17 protein-coding genes are annotated in these 13,370 nt (G+C 59.7%); 5 read left to right on the forward strand and 12 right to left on the reverse strand.

Annotation, left to right across the window (positions count from 1 at the left end; all coding sequences use genetic code 11):
* The first annotated feature begins 81 nt into the window (after positions 1 to 81).
* From EGT36_RS11975 to EGT36_RS11985, 3 genes are all read left to right on the forward strand, one after another.
* Positions 82 to 1,125, forward strand: a complete 1,044-nt coding sequence (locus tag EGT36_RS11975; RefSeq protein ID WP_037088924.1) for an ABC transporter substrate-binding protein — start codon at positions 82 to 84, stop codon at positions 1,123 to 1,125.
* Between the two features lie 247 nt (positions 1,126 to 1,372).
* Positions 1,373 to 2,161, forward strand: a complete 789-nt coding sequence (locus tag EGT36_RS11980) for an ABC transporter ATP-binding protein (RefSeq protein WP_004440947.1) — start codon at positions 1,373 to 1,375, stop codon at positions 2,159 to 2,161.
* Entirely contained in the window at positions 2,158 to 2,976 is an 819-nt protein-coding gene (locus EGT36_RS11985) for an ABC transporter permease (RefSeq protein WP_037088925.1), read from the forward strand. The genes EGT36_RS11980 and EGT36_RS11985 overlap by 4 nt, the downstream gene beginning before the upstream one ends.
* 183 nt (positions 2,977 to 3,159) lie before the next feature.
* Here the strand turns inward: EGT36_RS11985 and EGT36_RS11990 are convergent, their stop codons facing one another.
* The 9 genes from EGT36_RS11990 to EGT36_RS12030 all read right to left on the reverse strand — a co-directional run bounded on the left by EGT36_RS11990 (position 3,160) and on the right by EGT36_RS12030 (position 9,089).
* Positions 3,160 to 3,846 carry a ZinT family metal-binding protein gene (locus EGT36_RS11990; RefSeq protein ID WP_004440952.1) on the reverse strand — a complete coding sequence of 229 codons (687 nt, stop codon included), beginning with the start codon at positions 3,844 to 3,846 and terminating at the stop codon, positions 3,160 to 3,162.
* Between the two features lie 157 nt (positions 3,847 to 4,003).
* The gene (locus tag EGT36_RS11995) at positions 4,004 to 4,825 is read right to left on the reverse strand and encodes a mechanosensitive ion channel family protein (protein ID WP_004440955.1); all 822 of its coding nucleotides are present in this window, start codon (positions 4,823 to 4,825) and stop codon (positions 4,004 to 4,006) included.
* A 76-nt stretch (positions 4,826 to 4,901) separates the two neighbouring features.
* Complete coding sequence (locus EGT36_RS12000) at positions 4,902 to 5,420, reverse strand: tyrosine phosphatase family protein (protein ID WP_004440958.1); 519 nt, start codon at positions 5,418 to 5,420, stop codon at positions 4,902 to 4,904.
* Positions 5,417 to 6,040 (reverse strand): YfbR-like 5'-deoxynucleotidase, encoded by a 624-nt coding sequence (locus tag EGT36_RS12005; protein WP_006699404.1) that lies wholly within the window; start codon positions 6,038 to 6,040, stop codon positions 5,417 to 5,419. The genes EGT36_RS12000 and EGT36_RS12005 overlap by 4 nt, the downstream gene beginning before the upstream one ends.
* 2 nt (positions 6,041 to 6,042) lie before the next feature.
* A complete protein-coding gene (gene ygfZ, locus EGT36_RS12010) occupies positions 6,043 to 6,891 on the reverse strand; it encodes a CAF17-like 4Fe-4S cluster assembly/insertion protein YgfZ (protein ID WP_037088926.1) in 849 nt (282 codons plus the stop codon).
* A 119-nt stretch (positions 6,892 to 7,010) separates the two neighbouring features.
* The gene (locus EGT36_RS12015) at positions 7,011 to 7,778 is read right to left on the reverse strand and encodes a hypothetical protein (protein ID WP_004440964.1); all 768 of its coding nucleotides are present in this window, start codon (positions 7,776 to 7,778) and stop codon (positions 7,011 to 7,013) included.
* Positions 7,779 to 7,792: 14 nt separating this feature from the next.
* Entirely contained in the window at positions 7,793 to 8,050 is a 258-nt protein-coding gene (locus EGT36_RS12020; protein ID WP_003501987.1) for a hypothetical protein, read from the reverse strand.
* A gap of 105 nt (positions 8,051 to 8,155) precedes the next feature.
* Positions 8,156 to 8,590 carry a TIGR02301 family protein gene (locus EGT36_RS12025; RefSeq protein WP_037088929.1) on the reverse strand — a complete coding sequence of 145 codons (435 nt, stop codon included), beginning with the start codon at positions 8,588 to 8,590 and terminating at the stop codon, positions 8,156 to 8,158.
* An 82-nt stretch (positions 8,591 to 8,672) separates the two neighbouring features.
* Entirely contained in the window at positions 8,673 to 9,089 is a 417-nt protein-coding gene (locus EGT36_RS12030; protein WP_037088931.1) for an NUDIX hydrolase, read from the reverse strand.
* Positions 9,090 to 9,197: 108 nt separating this feature from the next.
* On the opposite strand from EGT36_RS12030, the gene EGT36_RS12035 reads away from it, so the two are divergent.
* Entirely contained in the window at positions 9,198 to 9,521 is a 324-nt protein-coding gene (locus EGT36_RS12035; protein WP_006699408.1) for a YnfA family protein, read from the forward strand.
* Between the two features lie 10 nt (positions 9,522 to 9,531).
* Positions 9,532 to 10,293 (forward strand): SOS response-associated peptidase, encoded by a 762-nt coding sequence (locus tag EGT36_RS12040; RefSeq protein WP_045534179.1) that lies wholly within the window; start codon positions 9,532 to 9,534, stop codon positions 10,291 to 10,293.
* Between the two features lie 217 nt (positions 10,294 to 10,510).
* On the opposite strand, the gene EGT36_RS12045 is transcribed toward EGT36_RS12040, so the two are convergent.
* The 3 genes from EGT36_RS12045 to pssA all read right to left on the reverse strand — a co-directional run bounded on the left by EGT36_RS12045 (position 10,511) and on the right by pssA (position 13,360).
* Positions 10,511 to 11,803 carry a GGDEF domain-containing response regulator gene (locus tag EGT36_RS12045; protein WP_034496256.1) on the reverse strand — a complete coding sequence of 431 codons (1,293 nt, stop codon included), beginning with the start codon at positions 11,801 to 11,803 and terminating at the stop codon, positions 10,511 to 10,513.
* Positions 11,804 to 12,189: 386 nt separating this feature from the next.
* On the reverse strand, positions 12,190 to 12,321 hold the full coding sequence (locus EGT36_RS31010; RefSeq protein WP_004440985.1) for a hypothetical protein: 132 nt from the start codon (positions 12,319 to 12,321) through the stop codon (positions 12,190 to 12,192).
* A gap of 169 nt (positions 12,322 to 12,490) precedes the next feature.
* Positions 12,491 to 13,360, reverse strand: a complete 870-nt coding sequence (gene pssA, locus EGT36_RS12050) for a CDP-diacylglycerol--serine O-phosphatidyltransferase (protein WP_004440987.1) — start codon at positions 13,358 to 13,360, stop codon at positions 12,491 to 12,493.
* Positions 13,361 to 13,370 lie beyond the last annotated feature (10 nt).

A 13,370-nucleotide genomic window follows, 5' to 3' on the forward strand; every position in this document is an offset into this window, starting at 1 on the left:
TTTGTATGCAATTTTGTCTTGCCTTGGAGGTCGGAATTGGGTCTTATGCAACCAATCCAACAAAACCATCAGGGGGAACAGATGATTTTAACGCGCAGGTTGTTGACCAGAGCTCTGGCCATTAGCGCCATCGGTGTATCCGCCGGCTTTTCGCTGCCAGCGGGGGAGGCGCGGGCAGAAACGCCGGTGAAATTCACGCTCGACTGGAAGTTCGAAGGTCCGGCCGCCGGTTTCCTGCTGGCACTCGACAAGGGGTACTTCAAGGCCGAGGGCCTCGACGTCACCATCGACAGCGGCAACGGCTCGGTCGAAGCCATTCCGCGTGTCGCGACCGGCGCTTACCAGATGGGTTTCGGCGACATCAACTCGGTGATGAAGTTCCTCGATGAGGATCCGAGCCAGAAGGTCAAGGCCGTCTATATGGTTTATGAGCGGCCCACTTTTGCCGTTGTTGGCCGCAAGTCGCTTGGCGTCACCGGCGATCCCGAATCGCTGGAAGGCAAGAAGCTCGGCGCCCCGCCGCCGGATGGCGCTTTTGCGCAATGGCCGGCTTTCAAGCAGGTCGCCGGTCTCGATGACAGCAAGATCAAGATCGAATCGATCGGTTTCCCGGTGCGTGAGCCGATGCTCGCCAAGGGTGATGTCGATGCCGTTTTCGGTTTTGCCTTTTCGGTGATCCTCAATCTCAAGAAGCAGGGCATCGGTGACGATGATATCTCGACCATTCTGATGGCCGAGCACGGCTTGCATCTCTATGGCAATGCAGTGCTGGTAAACACTGATTTCGCTGAGAAAAACCCTGAAGCGGTGAAAGGTTTCCTGAAAGCGCTGGCCAAGGGCTTTGCTGATTCCGTCAAGAACCCCGAAGAGGGCGTGGCTGCTGTTCTCAAGCGCAACGAGACACTCGACAGCGCCATTGAGCTTGAACGCCTGAACATGGCCAACAGCATGAACATCAAGACGCCCTATGTGGTGGAAAACGGCATGGGCGGCGTCGAGCCAAGCCGGCTTGCCGCCTCGCTGGAGACGCTCAAGGTGTCCATGGGCCTGAAGGGCAACGTCAAGGCGGAGCAGGTCTTCGACGCGACCTACCTGCCGGCCAAGGCAGAACGCATGCTTCCCTGATGGGTAAAATGAGTGGGTGCCGCAGGTTTCTTCTCCCCGCCGGGGAGAAGTCCGCGGTAGCGGGATGAGGAGGCAAGCTCTCGGTCTACCGCTGACGTTTCCCCCTCATCCGCCCCTTCGGGCCACCTTCCCCCCCTCGGGGAGAAGAAACAAGCGGCAACGCCGGGTATGGCCGGCAGCCTAAGGAATTGCGGCGGGAGTAACGAAGGCCATAAGCGCCCGTTCCAGCCTGAAAATGGGGATCGCGATGTCACATCTCGTGGAAATAGATAATGTCGACATGCGCTACGGCGGGTCGGCCGGCACGCTGGCCGTCTCCGGCTTGAACCTGACGGTCGACAAGGGTGAATTCGCGGCCGTGGTCGGCCCGTCTGGCTGCGGTAAGTCGACCCTGATGAAACTGGTGACGGGGCTGCATATTCCGCAGAAGGGCAATGTCATCGTCGCCGGACGGCAGGTCACGGAGCCGGTTTCCATTGTCGGCATGGCGTTTCAGAACCCGACGATGCTGCCCTGGCGCACGACGCTCGAAAATATCCTGCTGCCACTGGAGATCGTCGAAAAACATCGCCGTCGTCTGCGCGCCCACAAGGCGGAATATGTCGCGAAAGCCGAGCGCCTTCTGGAAATCGTCGGCCTGAAAGGTTTTGGCTCGAAGTATCCGTGGCAGCTTTCCGGCGGCATGCAGCAGCGCGCCAATCTTTGCCGTGCGCTGATTCACGAACCGGAACTGCTGATGCTGGACGAACCTTTCGGTGCGCTCGATGCCTTCACCCGCGAGGAATTGTGGTGCGTCATACGCGACCTGCACGCCGCGCAGCGCGTCACTATCATCCTGGTGACCCACGATCTGCGCGAGGCGACATTTCTGGCCGACAAGATTTTCGTGATGAGTGCGAGGCCGGGCCGGGTGCTCGCCGAACACCGCGTGCCATTTGCACGCCCGCGCCAGCTCGACATCATGTATGACAAGGGTTTTAACGACATGGTGCAGGAACTGCATGGCGAAATCGCGCAGGCGAGGGTGGCGGCATGAGCGCGATCGTGGAAAGCACCGTGGCGGCCGAACCGCCGAAGCCGCTGATTGCCCGCGTCAACTGGGTGAAAGCCGCTCCCTGGCTTTATACGCTGGCGCTCTTCGTGGTGTGGGAACTGCTCGTCCATGCGCTGAAAATGCCGCCCACGATCCTGCCATCCCCGGTAAGGGTGGGCCAGGCCATCATGCAATATTGGTCGCCGATCTGGAAAAACTCGCTGCAGACACTTTATACGACGACGCTGGGCTTTGCCCTTGCCGTGGTCGCCGGTCTTGCTATTGGCCTGTTCATTGGCTGGTCGAAAACCATCTATGCCGGGCTTTATCCGCTGATGATCGGTTTCAACGCCATCCCCAAGGTGGCGCTGGTGCCCATCCTCGTCATCTGGTTCGGCATCGGCACGGTTCCCGCCGTTCTGACCGCCTTTTTGATCTCCTTCTTCCCGATCGTCGTTAATGTGGCGACCGGGCTTGCCACCATCGAGCCGGAAACCGAAGACGTGCTGCGGGCACTCGGTGCCAAGAAGATGGACATCATGTTGAAGGTCGGAATTCCGCGGTCCATGCCCTATTTCTTCGGCTCGCTCAAAATCGCCATCACGCTCGCCTTCGTCGGCTCGGTCGTCTCGGAAACCGTCGCCTCCAATTATGGCCTCGGCAACATGATGAGTTCGGCGCAGAGCCAGTTCAATGTGCCGCTGGTCTTTGCCGGCCTGCTGATGCTCGCGGTGGAAGGCATCGTCATGTATGCCATCATGGCCTGGCTCGAAAAGCGCATGACGGGCTGGGCGCATCGCTCCACCATGGGGCAGTGAATCTTTCTTCTTCCCCCAGGGAAACGGTGGCCCGAAGGGCCAGATCAGGGGGCGACGGCAGAGATATGCGGAGAGCTTGCCTCCTCAACCCGCTGCCGCGACCTTCTCCCCGGCGGGGAGAAGGCGAAAGACGTGTTTGCTCGGCATTCCTCACGCTCCGGAAAGCCGCGAGCCTGCTATAGTTCAATGCGCCGCCATTTCCTTTACGATATCGGCGCCGTCCATCAGGAACGGATAATACGTTGGCCAATTGGTCACTTCGTCCAGTAATGCCTTGCGGTCGTTGCCCCAATAGAGATGGTAATGGCCGGCCTTGACCGGGGCGATGGAGTGATCGCTGAACTGAATGAATTGCGGTGCGGCCTCATCGCCGCCGGTTTTCTTGAAGATGTAGCGGACCCCACGATTGCCCTTCTTGTAGGTCAGGATTTCGTGGCCGTCGCTGACATAGGTGCCTTCAGCGGGTTTGCCATCTTTATAAAACGCCACGCTGTCGCTCTTGATGACGATACGGTTCACGTCAGTCTTGTAGCCGACCTCGTAGTAGGCGCGGTATTCGGCGGCCGTCTTGTCGCCATGAGCCGCCTTTTCCGCCATGACGGGATCGAGCGAGCCGTTCAGCAGGTAGGGATAAACGGATTGCCAGTCGCCTTCCCAATCGGAAAGTGTGCGTGGTTTCACCTGGGCATCCTCGAAATAACCCTTGTAGATCTGCTTTTCAGCTTCGGTCATCTGATGGCCGTGATCGTGCCCGTGCTCATGGCTGTGGGCTGCGGATTTGTCGCCACCGGCAGCCATTGCCGTGGTCGCCGCCAACAGCATGGAACCAAGTGCGACAGCGCCGGTGAGGCGGGTGATTGTCTTCTGCATTGTTTCGGCTCTCTCCTAAGACAAGTTACGTAATAACATTACGTATGAAGCTATAGAGATCGCATCAGCCGGATGCAAGTGCGCTACAGGGCGAGGCAACGAAAAAGCGCGACGGCTCTTGCAGCCATCGCGCTTGCAGCAAAATGGGGGTGACGTCTCAGGCCGGCTGTGCGCTCACTTCCGCCTTACGCTCGTCGAACGCGAGTTTCATCGCTTTCGTCACATCGCGGGTCGTCGCGAAATAGCTGTCGCTACGCACCCAGTAACGCAACTTGACGGTGGCGCTGTCGGCGCTCACAGAATCGACAAAGGTGACAGGGGCTGGGTCAAGCAGCACCCGGCTTTCCGAGCGTACGACATTCATCAGCATGTCCTGCGCAGCGGCGAGATTCTCATCGTTTTTCACCGTCAGGCTCAATTCGTGTCGGCGAGAAGGAAAGCGGCTGAAATTGGTGATCGGCACGTTCCAGAGCGTCGAGTTGGGCGCCAGACGGTAAAGGCCGTCGCTGGTCTTCAGCTCGGTCGCAAACAGCCCGATCTCGATGATCGTCCCGCTGACGCTGCTGGTTTCGATATATTCCCCGACCCGGAAGGGACGCAGCACCAGCAGCATGATGCCGGCGGCAATGTTCTGCAGCGTTCCCTGCAGCGCGAGGCCAATGGCAAGACCGGCGGCGCCGAGGGCCGCCAGAATGGAGGCCGTCTGCACCCCGAATTGGCCCAGCACCATCACGATGACGAGAATGAGGACGACATAACGAATGGCGCCCGCGAAGAATCCGGCGAGCGTCGCATCGAAGCCGCGAATGCGCGACAGGCCCTGAAAGGCCCAGCGTTGAAGAAAGGCAGCGGCCAGCCAGCCGACGATTAACAGCAGAAGTGCACCGATCACCGAAAAGGAATATTGCACCGCCAGTGCGCTCGCCTGTCTTACGGCCGCTTGCGATGCGACAATGATATCCGTTGCCTGTTGTTCCATGAATCGTCCCGTGATTTTATTTGCGTTCAGGGTTGGTAACGACTGCGTTCCGAAGGGGTTCCGCCAAAACCGGTTGTCAACTGCGAAGTGGCAGCACGAAAGGCACATTGCCGTCGGTGTCCGCGCCCCTTCCTATCGCCTTGATAGCCGCCTCCAGACGACCCTTCCGGCCGAGCAGCCGGTCGCCGATGGCGATGATGCGGGCATTCGGAGTGGCATAGGGCGAGGCGGCGCGCAGACGCAGCGCAAGTTCAGTCTCATCCTGATCAGGGTAAAGACTGAGCGCGGCGATGACGGCAGCCGCAGGCGAGCGCGAAACGCCCATCCAGCAATGGATAAGCAACGGAGCCGTCTGATCCCATTCATGCGCGAACTCGATGAGCTTCAGCACATGCGCATCGTCAGGGGCTATAAGATTGCCGGTGCCCTTGAAGGAGATGTCGTTCATCGCAAGCGTCAGATGCCGTTCGGCGGCAATGACCGCGGGGCGGTGAAATGTCTGCTCCCTGGCGATCAATGTCACCATTTCCCGGGCCTTGTGCTTCACGGCCATTTCCGCGATCCGTCCGAGCGGTGAAACCACGATGGCCGTCATTTGGCACCCCCGGGGTTCGTCCCGCGCATGGCCTCGATGGCCTCAAAACGCTGGATGAACAGCTTTTGCGCTTCCGTGGAGGGAAGCGGCGTGATGTCGAACATGTCGCGGGTAATACCGCGTGGCAGGCCGAAAAATTTTTGCGCCTCGGCCGTGGAAAAACCGGCAAGCTCCGTCGCCTCGAAAAAGGCGGCGACCGTGTCGGCCTTCTTGATGCGGTCCTTCAACTCGCGCGATGCATGCGGCGGCAGGCCGAAGCGCAGATGCACGGCGGCCTCAAGCCGCTTTTCTACCGTCTTGTAACCGCCGCCGACCACGGATTTGAACGGAGAGATCATGTCGCCGATCACATATTCCGGCGCATCGTGCAGAAGCGCCATCTGCATTTCATCGGGGGTCGCGGCCGTGCACATGCGGCAGAAGATCGTCTCGACGATGAGGCAGTGCTGAGCGACTGAAAAGGCGTGGTCGCCACGCGTCTGGCCGTTCCAGCGGGCAACGCGGGCAAGCCCATGGGCAATATCGGCGATTTCCACGTCGAGCGGCGAAGGGTCGAGCAGATCGAGCCGCCGTCCGGACAGCATGCGCTGCCAGGCGCGCGGGCCTTTGACGGAGGCCACCTCTATTCCTCCGCCTGTGCCGCCGGATCGGCCGCCGGGAAGGAAAGACCGCTCCAGGCGGGCAGGGCAACGGCGACGGGAACAGTTTCCGCGAGAAGCGGCGTGCCGGACGCGAGCGCCGCGGCAATGCGGTCGATGCGCGCGATGGCGAGTGCCTTGTTGCCGCACACGGTGCCGAGCGTGCCGACGGATTTGCCCTGTGCGGTAATGTCCACGCCGCTGCCGGGGAGGGCGTCCTGCGCTGAAACAAGGACAACGCGCCGCCTTGCCGTGCCGCGATGTTTCATGCGCGATACAACTTCCTGGCCGACAAAGCAGCCCTTCTTGAATGACACCCCGTCGTTCACATCCATCAGCACGTCATGCGGAAAAGCATCCTGCAGCGCATAGTCGCGGCCAGCTTCGGCAATGCCGTATTCGACACGCAGCACATCATAGACGGCTGCGTCGCCAGCGGCAGTTGCGCCCGGAATGCGGAATAGATCGAGACCCGCCTTGGCGAAACGGCCGTCCCTTAACGCCGGCTGAGGTGCCTGTTCTCCCCAGAAAACGCTCACACCTTCGGCGGCTTCCGCTTTCAGATCGACGGGAGCGCGCAGCTTGTACATCGTCAGGCGGCGCAACAGCGCTTCCTGTTCGGAAGCGGTGATCTCGATGAGATAGTCCGTTCCGTCGCGCGCGATGAGGAAATCGAACAGAATCTTGCCCTGAGGGGTCAGAAGGGCGCTGGCGCGGGCTTCCCCTACAGGCAGATGCTCCACATCGGTGGTAATGAGATTGTTCAGAAACTCCTCGGCGCCGGTGCCGGAAACCCGGATCAGGCGGCGGTCGGCAAGAAAAGCGGAAGGCATGGCGTCACCGTTCGGTTCGTAGAGACTATGCGTCTGGGCAACAGCACATGTACCGGTGCCGGACGCTCATTCCGCACAGTTAGGATTTTTGCAAAAGAACGGCAAGCGCCGGGATAGGATCAATCGCCGGCGGTGAAGAACTTCCACTTGCCATCAGGCGAGATGCCGATGCGATAGAAGCTGTAATTGCCGTATTCCTGCATATCCGCTAGGTCGCCGGCGGTGATGATGCGCAGCAGCTCCACTTTTTCCGGCGGCGTCAGCGTGTTGAGCGGCTTTCCGGCGAAATAGGGGAAAACATAGGCTTCGTCCGGCGTGCCGGCATCAATATGGGCGTAACCGGTCGACAGGAGGTCGATGATGATCGCCAGCACTTCCAGCCCGTCGGTATCTCCTGAATAGCTTTTCAGTGCTGCGATCGGGTCTTCGCCGTCATTGCCGTCGATGCGGAATTCTTTCTGGCCGGCAGCGATGAATGGCCGCAACTTTTCAATATCGCCCGTCGCTGCCGCGTCGATGATCTGTTGGCGCAGCTTGCGTACGGCTTCCGGTGCCTTGGAAATATCGTGTTCGATGACCACTGACATTTCGGGGGTATTGTCCGGCTTGGACGATTGCTGGTTCGTCTGGGCGGCAGATCGGTCGACCAGAGGGTCGGGCAGGGGAATGCCTTCCGAATCGCCCTCGATTTCGTCCGGCTCGGCGGGCGCGGTCTGCTCAGGCTGTTCGCCCTTCTGAGCCTGTGGCTCGCCTTCGTTGTTCTGGGCCGGCTTCAGCTCGGAAAGCGCAAAGGCTTGGCCCGGCAGGCCAATCGACCCGGCGGTCAGAGCGAGCACGATGGATAGCAGGGCGGAAGAGCGCAAAAGCCCCTTGCTCAGGCAAGACATGATAGACCCCGGCTTTACTGTATCACCCGCTGCGGAGAAAATTCGCCTTGAAGCATGCGCTGACGCAGCGATTCCAGCATTGCTTCCGCGCCAGCCTCGCCGTGGATCCGGATGGTTTCGCGCATGGCCAGAGCGATTGCAGCATCGGCGATGATCTCCGGCTCGATGCCGTCGGCCATGCCGTCAGCCCATGCCTCGTTCTGGTGTTCCAGAGCGACCTGCATCTTTTCATGCACGATCATATCGTCGATTTCGTTACGGCTTGTCTGCATTTTTCATCCTCGACAGGGCGGGCAAGTCCTTACCACCCTGTTAACAACACTAGCAGCCTTTTATCAAAACGGCACGGGCTGCGGCGAAAAGAGGTTAATAATCCTCTAATTTCCGAACCTGGACGCGATTTCCTGAGCGAGTGTTGCCCCTTCGTTACGGTAGTTCTCTTCTGCCATGATGGCGGCGCGTGTGCAACTGGTGTGGATGGCCGCAAAGGAGCGGTATCCACGGTTGAATGCAGCCGTCATGCGCTGACGTCGTTCGGGTTCGTTGGCCGTGTCCGCAGCCAGAAGGTCGCCCATCGATTTGCGCCAGTCCTCCGGTCCGGAAGAAGGGCACAGCGTTCTCAGATATTGCACCGCACCCAATATTTCCGACAGCCGTGCCAGCTTGTCGTCATAGGGCGCGGGTTTGGGAGGTGCCGTTTCCGCAGGACGTGCCTCGGATGCTGCCTTGGAAGGCTGCGCGTAAACGGCGCCGTTTTGCCCGGTCGGCAGCATGGTCAGGAAAAGAGACAGGAAAATGGTTGGTCGTATCAAAATTTTATTCTGCCCCACACATACTCGTGAACATCCGGCGGGCGGACGGGTCTAGATAATCGCGATTCTGCCCTGCTGGCAATCATGCTAGCAGCCGCTCGGCGCAATCCACCACGCTTTCTGGGGCCGGCAGCCGGCGGATTTCCGCAAGCGTGTACCAGCCTGCGTCCGCTGCGTCATCACCGACGGTCACAAGCGGATCGGCATCCGTTTCCACGGTGAAGACGGAGAGCAAAAAATGGCTCGTCAGGGTCCCATTTGCATCGTGCGAGGGAAGATCGTAGGTCGCGAAAAGTTGCGGATGGCGTGCGACAATGCCGGTTTCCTCGTGCAGTTCACGTAGCGCCGTCTCGGCCGGCGTTTCGCCTTCCTCGGCCCGTCCGCCGGGAAAGGCGAACATGTCCTTCGAGGGCGGATTGATGCGGCGCACGAGCAAAAGCCGGTCGCCATTTCTGACGATGGCGGAGGAGGCGAGGCGGGGCTTGATACGAACGGTCATGTAAGGTTTCGCGTGTCTCGGTCGGACGGTCTGGAAAAATCGATTCCGGTTTCTGCGCCGATGTTATAGTCCAGAATCGGTTCGATTGTGCAGGCAGAAGACGGTGGAATGAAGATCTATCTTATCTATGCGTTGGCGGCTCTTGCCGAAATTGCCGGCTGTTTTTCCTTCTGGGCCTGGCTGAAACTTGGCAGAACGGCGTGGATATTGTTGCCGGGCATGTTGTCGCTGGCCGCCTTTGCCTGGCTCCTGACGCTGGTGCCAGCGGAGGCCGCAGGCAGGGCGTATGCCGCTTATGGCGGCATCTATATTGCCGCTTCGCTTTTGTGGCTCTGGGGCGTCGAGGGCCACGCGCCGGACAAATGGGATATCGCCGGCGGCGCCGTCTGTCTCGCAGGGGCCACCATCATCCTGTTCGGGCCGCGGGGTTGAGGAGAAACATATGTGCGGACGTTTCGTCCTGAAAGCGACGCCGGAAGAGATTGCCGATTATCTTGACCTGATCGGGCTAGAGGATTTCCCCGCCCGCTTCAATATCGCGCCCACGCAGCCGATACTGATTGTCATGGAGGGTGAACGGCAGGAGCGCGGCAGCAACCTGCCCAATCGCCGGGCAGTGCTGGTTCGGTGGGGTTTCCTGCCCGGATGGGTCAAGGACCCGAAGGATTTTCCGCTGCTCATCAACGCGCGTTCGGAAACGGCAATCGGCAAGGCCTCCTTCCGCGCCGCCATGCGCCATCGCCGTGTGCTCGTGCCTGCGACCGGCTTTTATGAATGGCGACGTCCGCCGAAGGAAGAGGGCGGCAAACCCCAGCCCTATTTCATTCGCCCGAAGAAAGGCGGCATCGTCGCCTTCGCCGGTCTCATGGAGACATGGTCTTCGGCCGATGGTTCGGAGGTCGATACCGGCGTTATCCTCACCACGGCCGCCAATGCCGCCATCGGGCGCATTCACGACCGCATGCCCGTTGTCATCGCGCCTGAGGATTTCAGCCGTTGGCTCGACTGCAAGACCCAGGAACCACGCGAGGTCGCCGATCTGATGCGGCCGGTTCAGGATGATTTCTTTGAGATGATTCCCGTCTCGGACAAGGTCAACAAGGTCGCCAATGTCGGCGCCGATCTCATCGAGCCAGTGCCGGAAAGCGTGCCGCTGGCAAAGATCAAACCGGCGAAGGACGAGGGGCAGATGTCGCTGTTTTGACGTCTTTGCGCAGCGTGTGAGGCTGGTTATCTAAGCTCTGACATTGCCGCCAATTCTTCTCCCCGAGGGGGAGAAGGTGGCCGACGGGTCGGATGAGGGGCTACGGCAGAGATATACGGTGGACTTGCCCCTCATCCCGCTGCCGCGGGCTTCTCCCCGGCGGGGAGAAGAACAAGCCTCATCCGCTCGCTCCCCATGCCTCAGTTCCGGAAGGAACTCAGCCGTTCCGCCCGATCTTCTGCAAACCTTCCTGGATCATGATATCGGAATAGACGCGGTTGCGGCCGTTCGCCTTGGCGAGATAGAGCAGCTGATCGGCGGCATTCAACTGGTTGTCGAAGGGCTCGCCCTTCTCGATCTCTACGACGCCGAGCGAAATCGTCAGTGCGAGGCTGCTGCCGCTCAATTGTCGGCCGCTTTTTTCCACATGGGCGCGTAATTCTTCGCAGAATGCATAGGCGGCGTGGGCATCCAGGCCGCGCAGGAAGACCGCGAATTCCTCGCCGCCCAGACGGGCGGGAATGTGGCGGTGCGCGTCGCACTTGTCATGCAGAAGCTCCGCCAGCTTTTTTAGAGCCCGGTCGCCCGCATCGTGCCCCAGCGTGTCGTTGATCTTCTTGAAGTGATCGATGTCGAGGATGGCGACGGCGCCATTTTCGTCATTGTCATTGATAACGTCCATGAGTGCACGGGTGCGCTCGAAGAAGGAGCGGCGGTTCGGCAAGCCTGTCAGATGATCGCGCTCGGCCAGTTCGCGCAGGCGCTTGAGCTGTTTCAGCGTTTCTATGTTGTTGTCGATACGGCACTGCAACTCTTCCGGCACGAAGGGGCGATAGACGAAATCCGACGCGCCCGCCTTCAGGAAGCTTGCTGAAAGCAGCCGGTCCGTGGAGGATGATATGCCGATCACGCGCAGATCCTCCGAGGAGCGGCTGTCGCGAATGCGGCGCGTAAGTTCGTAGCCGTCCATATCGGGCATGTGATAATCGGTGATGACGAGCTGGATGGACGGGTCCTGCGCCAGGATTTCCAGCGCGCGATTGCCCGAATGCGCCTCGCTGACCTTGAAGTTCTGCCGTTCCAGAATTTCCACGAGGCCGGAGCGGGCGGTCCGCGCATCATCGACCACCAGAACGGAAAACTGCCTGTTGGTCAGAATCCTGTCGACGGTTTTGACCACCGCGTCGACGGTGCGGTGACCGTCCTTGACGATATAGTCGATGATCTTCTTCTCGGCATAACGCTTGCGGGCCTCCTCATCCACTGTCGCGGTGAAGACGATGGCGGGCACTTTGCGTTCGGAGAGCAGCGCCAGAATTTCACCCTTCGGAGCGTCGGGAAGATTGAGACCCGTCAGCGCCAGCGTGAAATCATGGGCGCGCAGCAGGGTATCGGCCGCGGCCATGCTGTCGCAGTGGATCACCTCGGCCTGCGTCTCTTCCGAAAGGCGCGTCTTCAGCAGCATGGACAGAGCAACGGAATCTTCAATCAGAAGGATTTTATCCTGCATGCCGCCCAAGCCCCCCATGGCCGTCTTCATGATGTCTCCACGAAACTTCATTCTTTCGCCACCGCACGTCACGGTATTGAAAATCTTGGTAACCGCAAAGGAATGAATCTCTAAAGTAGAAAATTTGTAATTTCTCAGTAATTGATGCGAGACTGTCCGTACAGTCGTCTCGTGGAAGTCGAATACTTTAGCATGGTTTTGTTGCAGTCACGTTACACTATAACGGATCGGCTCCATGGTCCTGGCCGGAATGGCGCATGACGGTAGCAAAAGAAAACGGCGCCATTCATAGCGCCGTGTTGTGCTCGGTTATCCCGGATTGACCGTCTTCGGTCAGCTGACCTATCAGGCGCCGACCTGTCCGATTTAAGAAAAATCGTTTATTTTCAAGCGGTTTTGGCTGCGGGCTTGCGCTTCAACATCAGCGCTGCGGCCGCGACGGCCTTCAGTCCGAGCGGGCGGTAGTGGCTTTTGAGGTCCGGCTTTGCCTGCGGCTGTGCCTTCGTCTCGTTCGTCATTTTCTCTCTCCACAATTCACGCCAAACGCCGTTGCGATGCGTGTGAGCCCCTTCTTTCGCGGCTAATCTTGACGGATTCGAGGCGGAAAACGCGAAGCCGGCCGTTCAGGGTGCGACATTTTGCGCCACGGCGCAGATAGGTGAAGCAAGAAAAATGATACCTGCGGTTTTAAATGCTGCGATCGAGGCCATTGCCGCCATTTCCGTCGTCATGCGCGTCCTCTTCGATCGTAAGCGTACCGTATCGGCGGTGCCAGAGCCGCGCGCTGATGGGAATGAAGACGAGATAGGCGGCAACGGTGAGAACCAGCACCTCCCATGTGAAGCTCATCAGCATGGCCACATAGAGAACGACGACGAGGATCATCGGCAGCACGAGATCGCGGCGGATACGGCTTGTGCCTGATTTTCCCGACCAGACCGGGAGGCGGCTGATAAGGAGATAACCGATCAGCACGGTATAGGCGGCAGCGACATAAGCGAATGGCTTGTCCGGCTCGACGCCGAGGAAGCCGAGATAGACCGGCAGCAGCACCAGCATGGCACCCATCGGGGCAGGGACGCCGACGAAAAACTCGTTCTGCCATGGCGCCTTGACCGGCCGTTCGATCATCACGTTGAAGCGCGCCAGGCGCAGACCCGCGGCGATGACATAGATGAGGGCGGCGATCCAACCGATCGACCGTGCCTGATCGAGAAGATAGGCATAGACCACCAGCGCGGGCGCGACACCGAAATTGACGATATCGGCCAGACTATCCATCTGTTCGCCGAATTTGGACGTCGCTTTCATCATGCGGGCGATGCGCCCGTCTATGCCGTCGAGGAAGGCCGCGAGCAGCACCATGCCAACGGCGAGTTCGAAACGCCCTTCGATGGCCAGCCGCACGCCGCTGAGGCCGGCGCAGATGGCCAGAACGGTGATGAGATTGGGAACAAGCAGGCGAAAGGGAATTTCTCTCAGGCGCGGCCCGCGGCCGCTATCCTTTCTGCCCTCATGTTTTCCGTTCTGCGGCGGTTCGGCGATCGGCGTTTCCATGGCGCATGTC

Source organism: Agrobacterium sp. FDAARGOS_525, assembly GCF_003938925.1.
In the GTDB taxonomy this organism is placed as follows: domain Bacteria; phylum Pseudomonadota; class Alphaproteobacteria; order Rhizobiales; family Rhizobiaceae; genus Agrobacterium; species Agrobacterium pusense.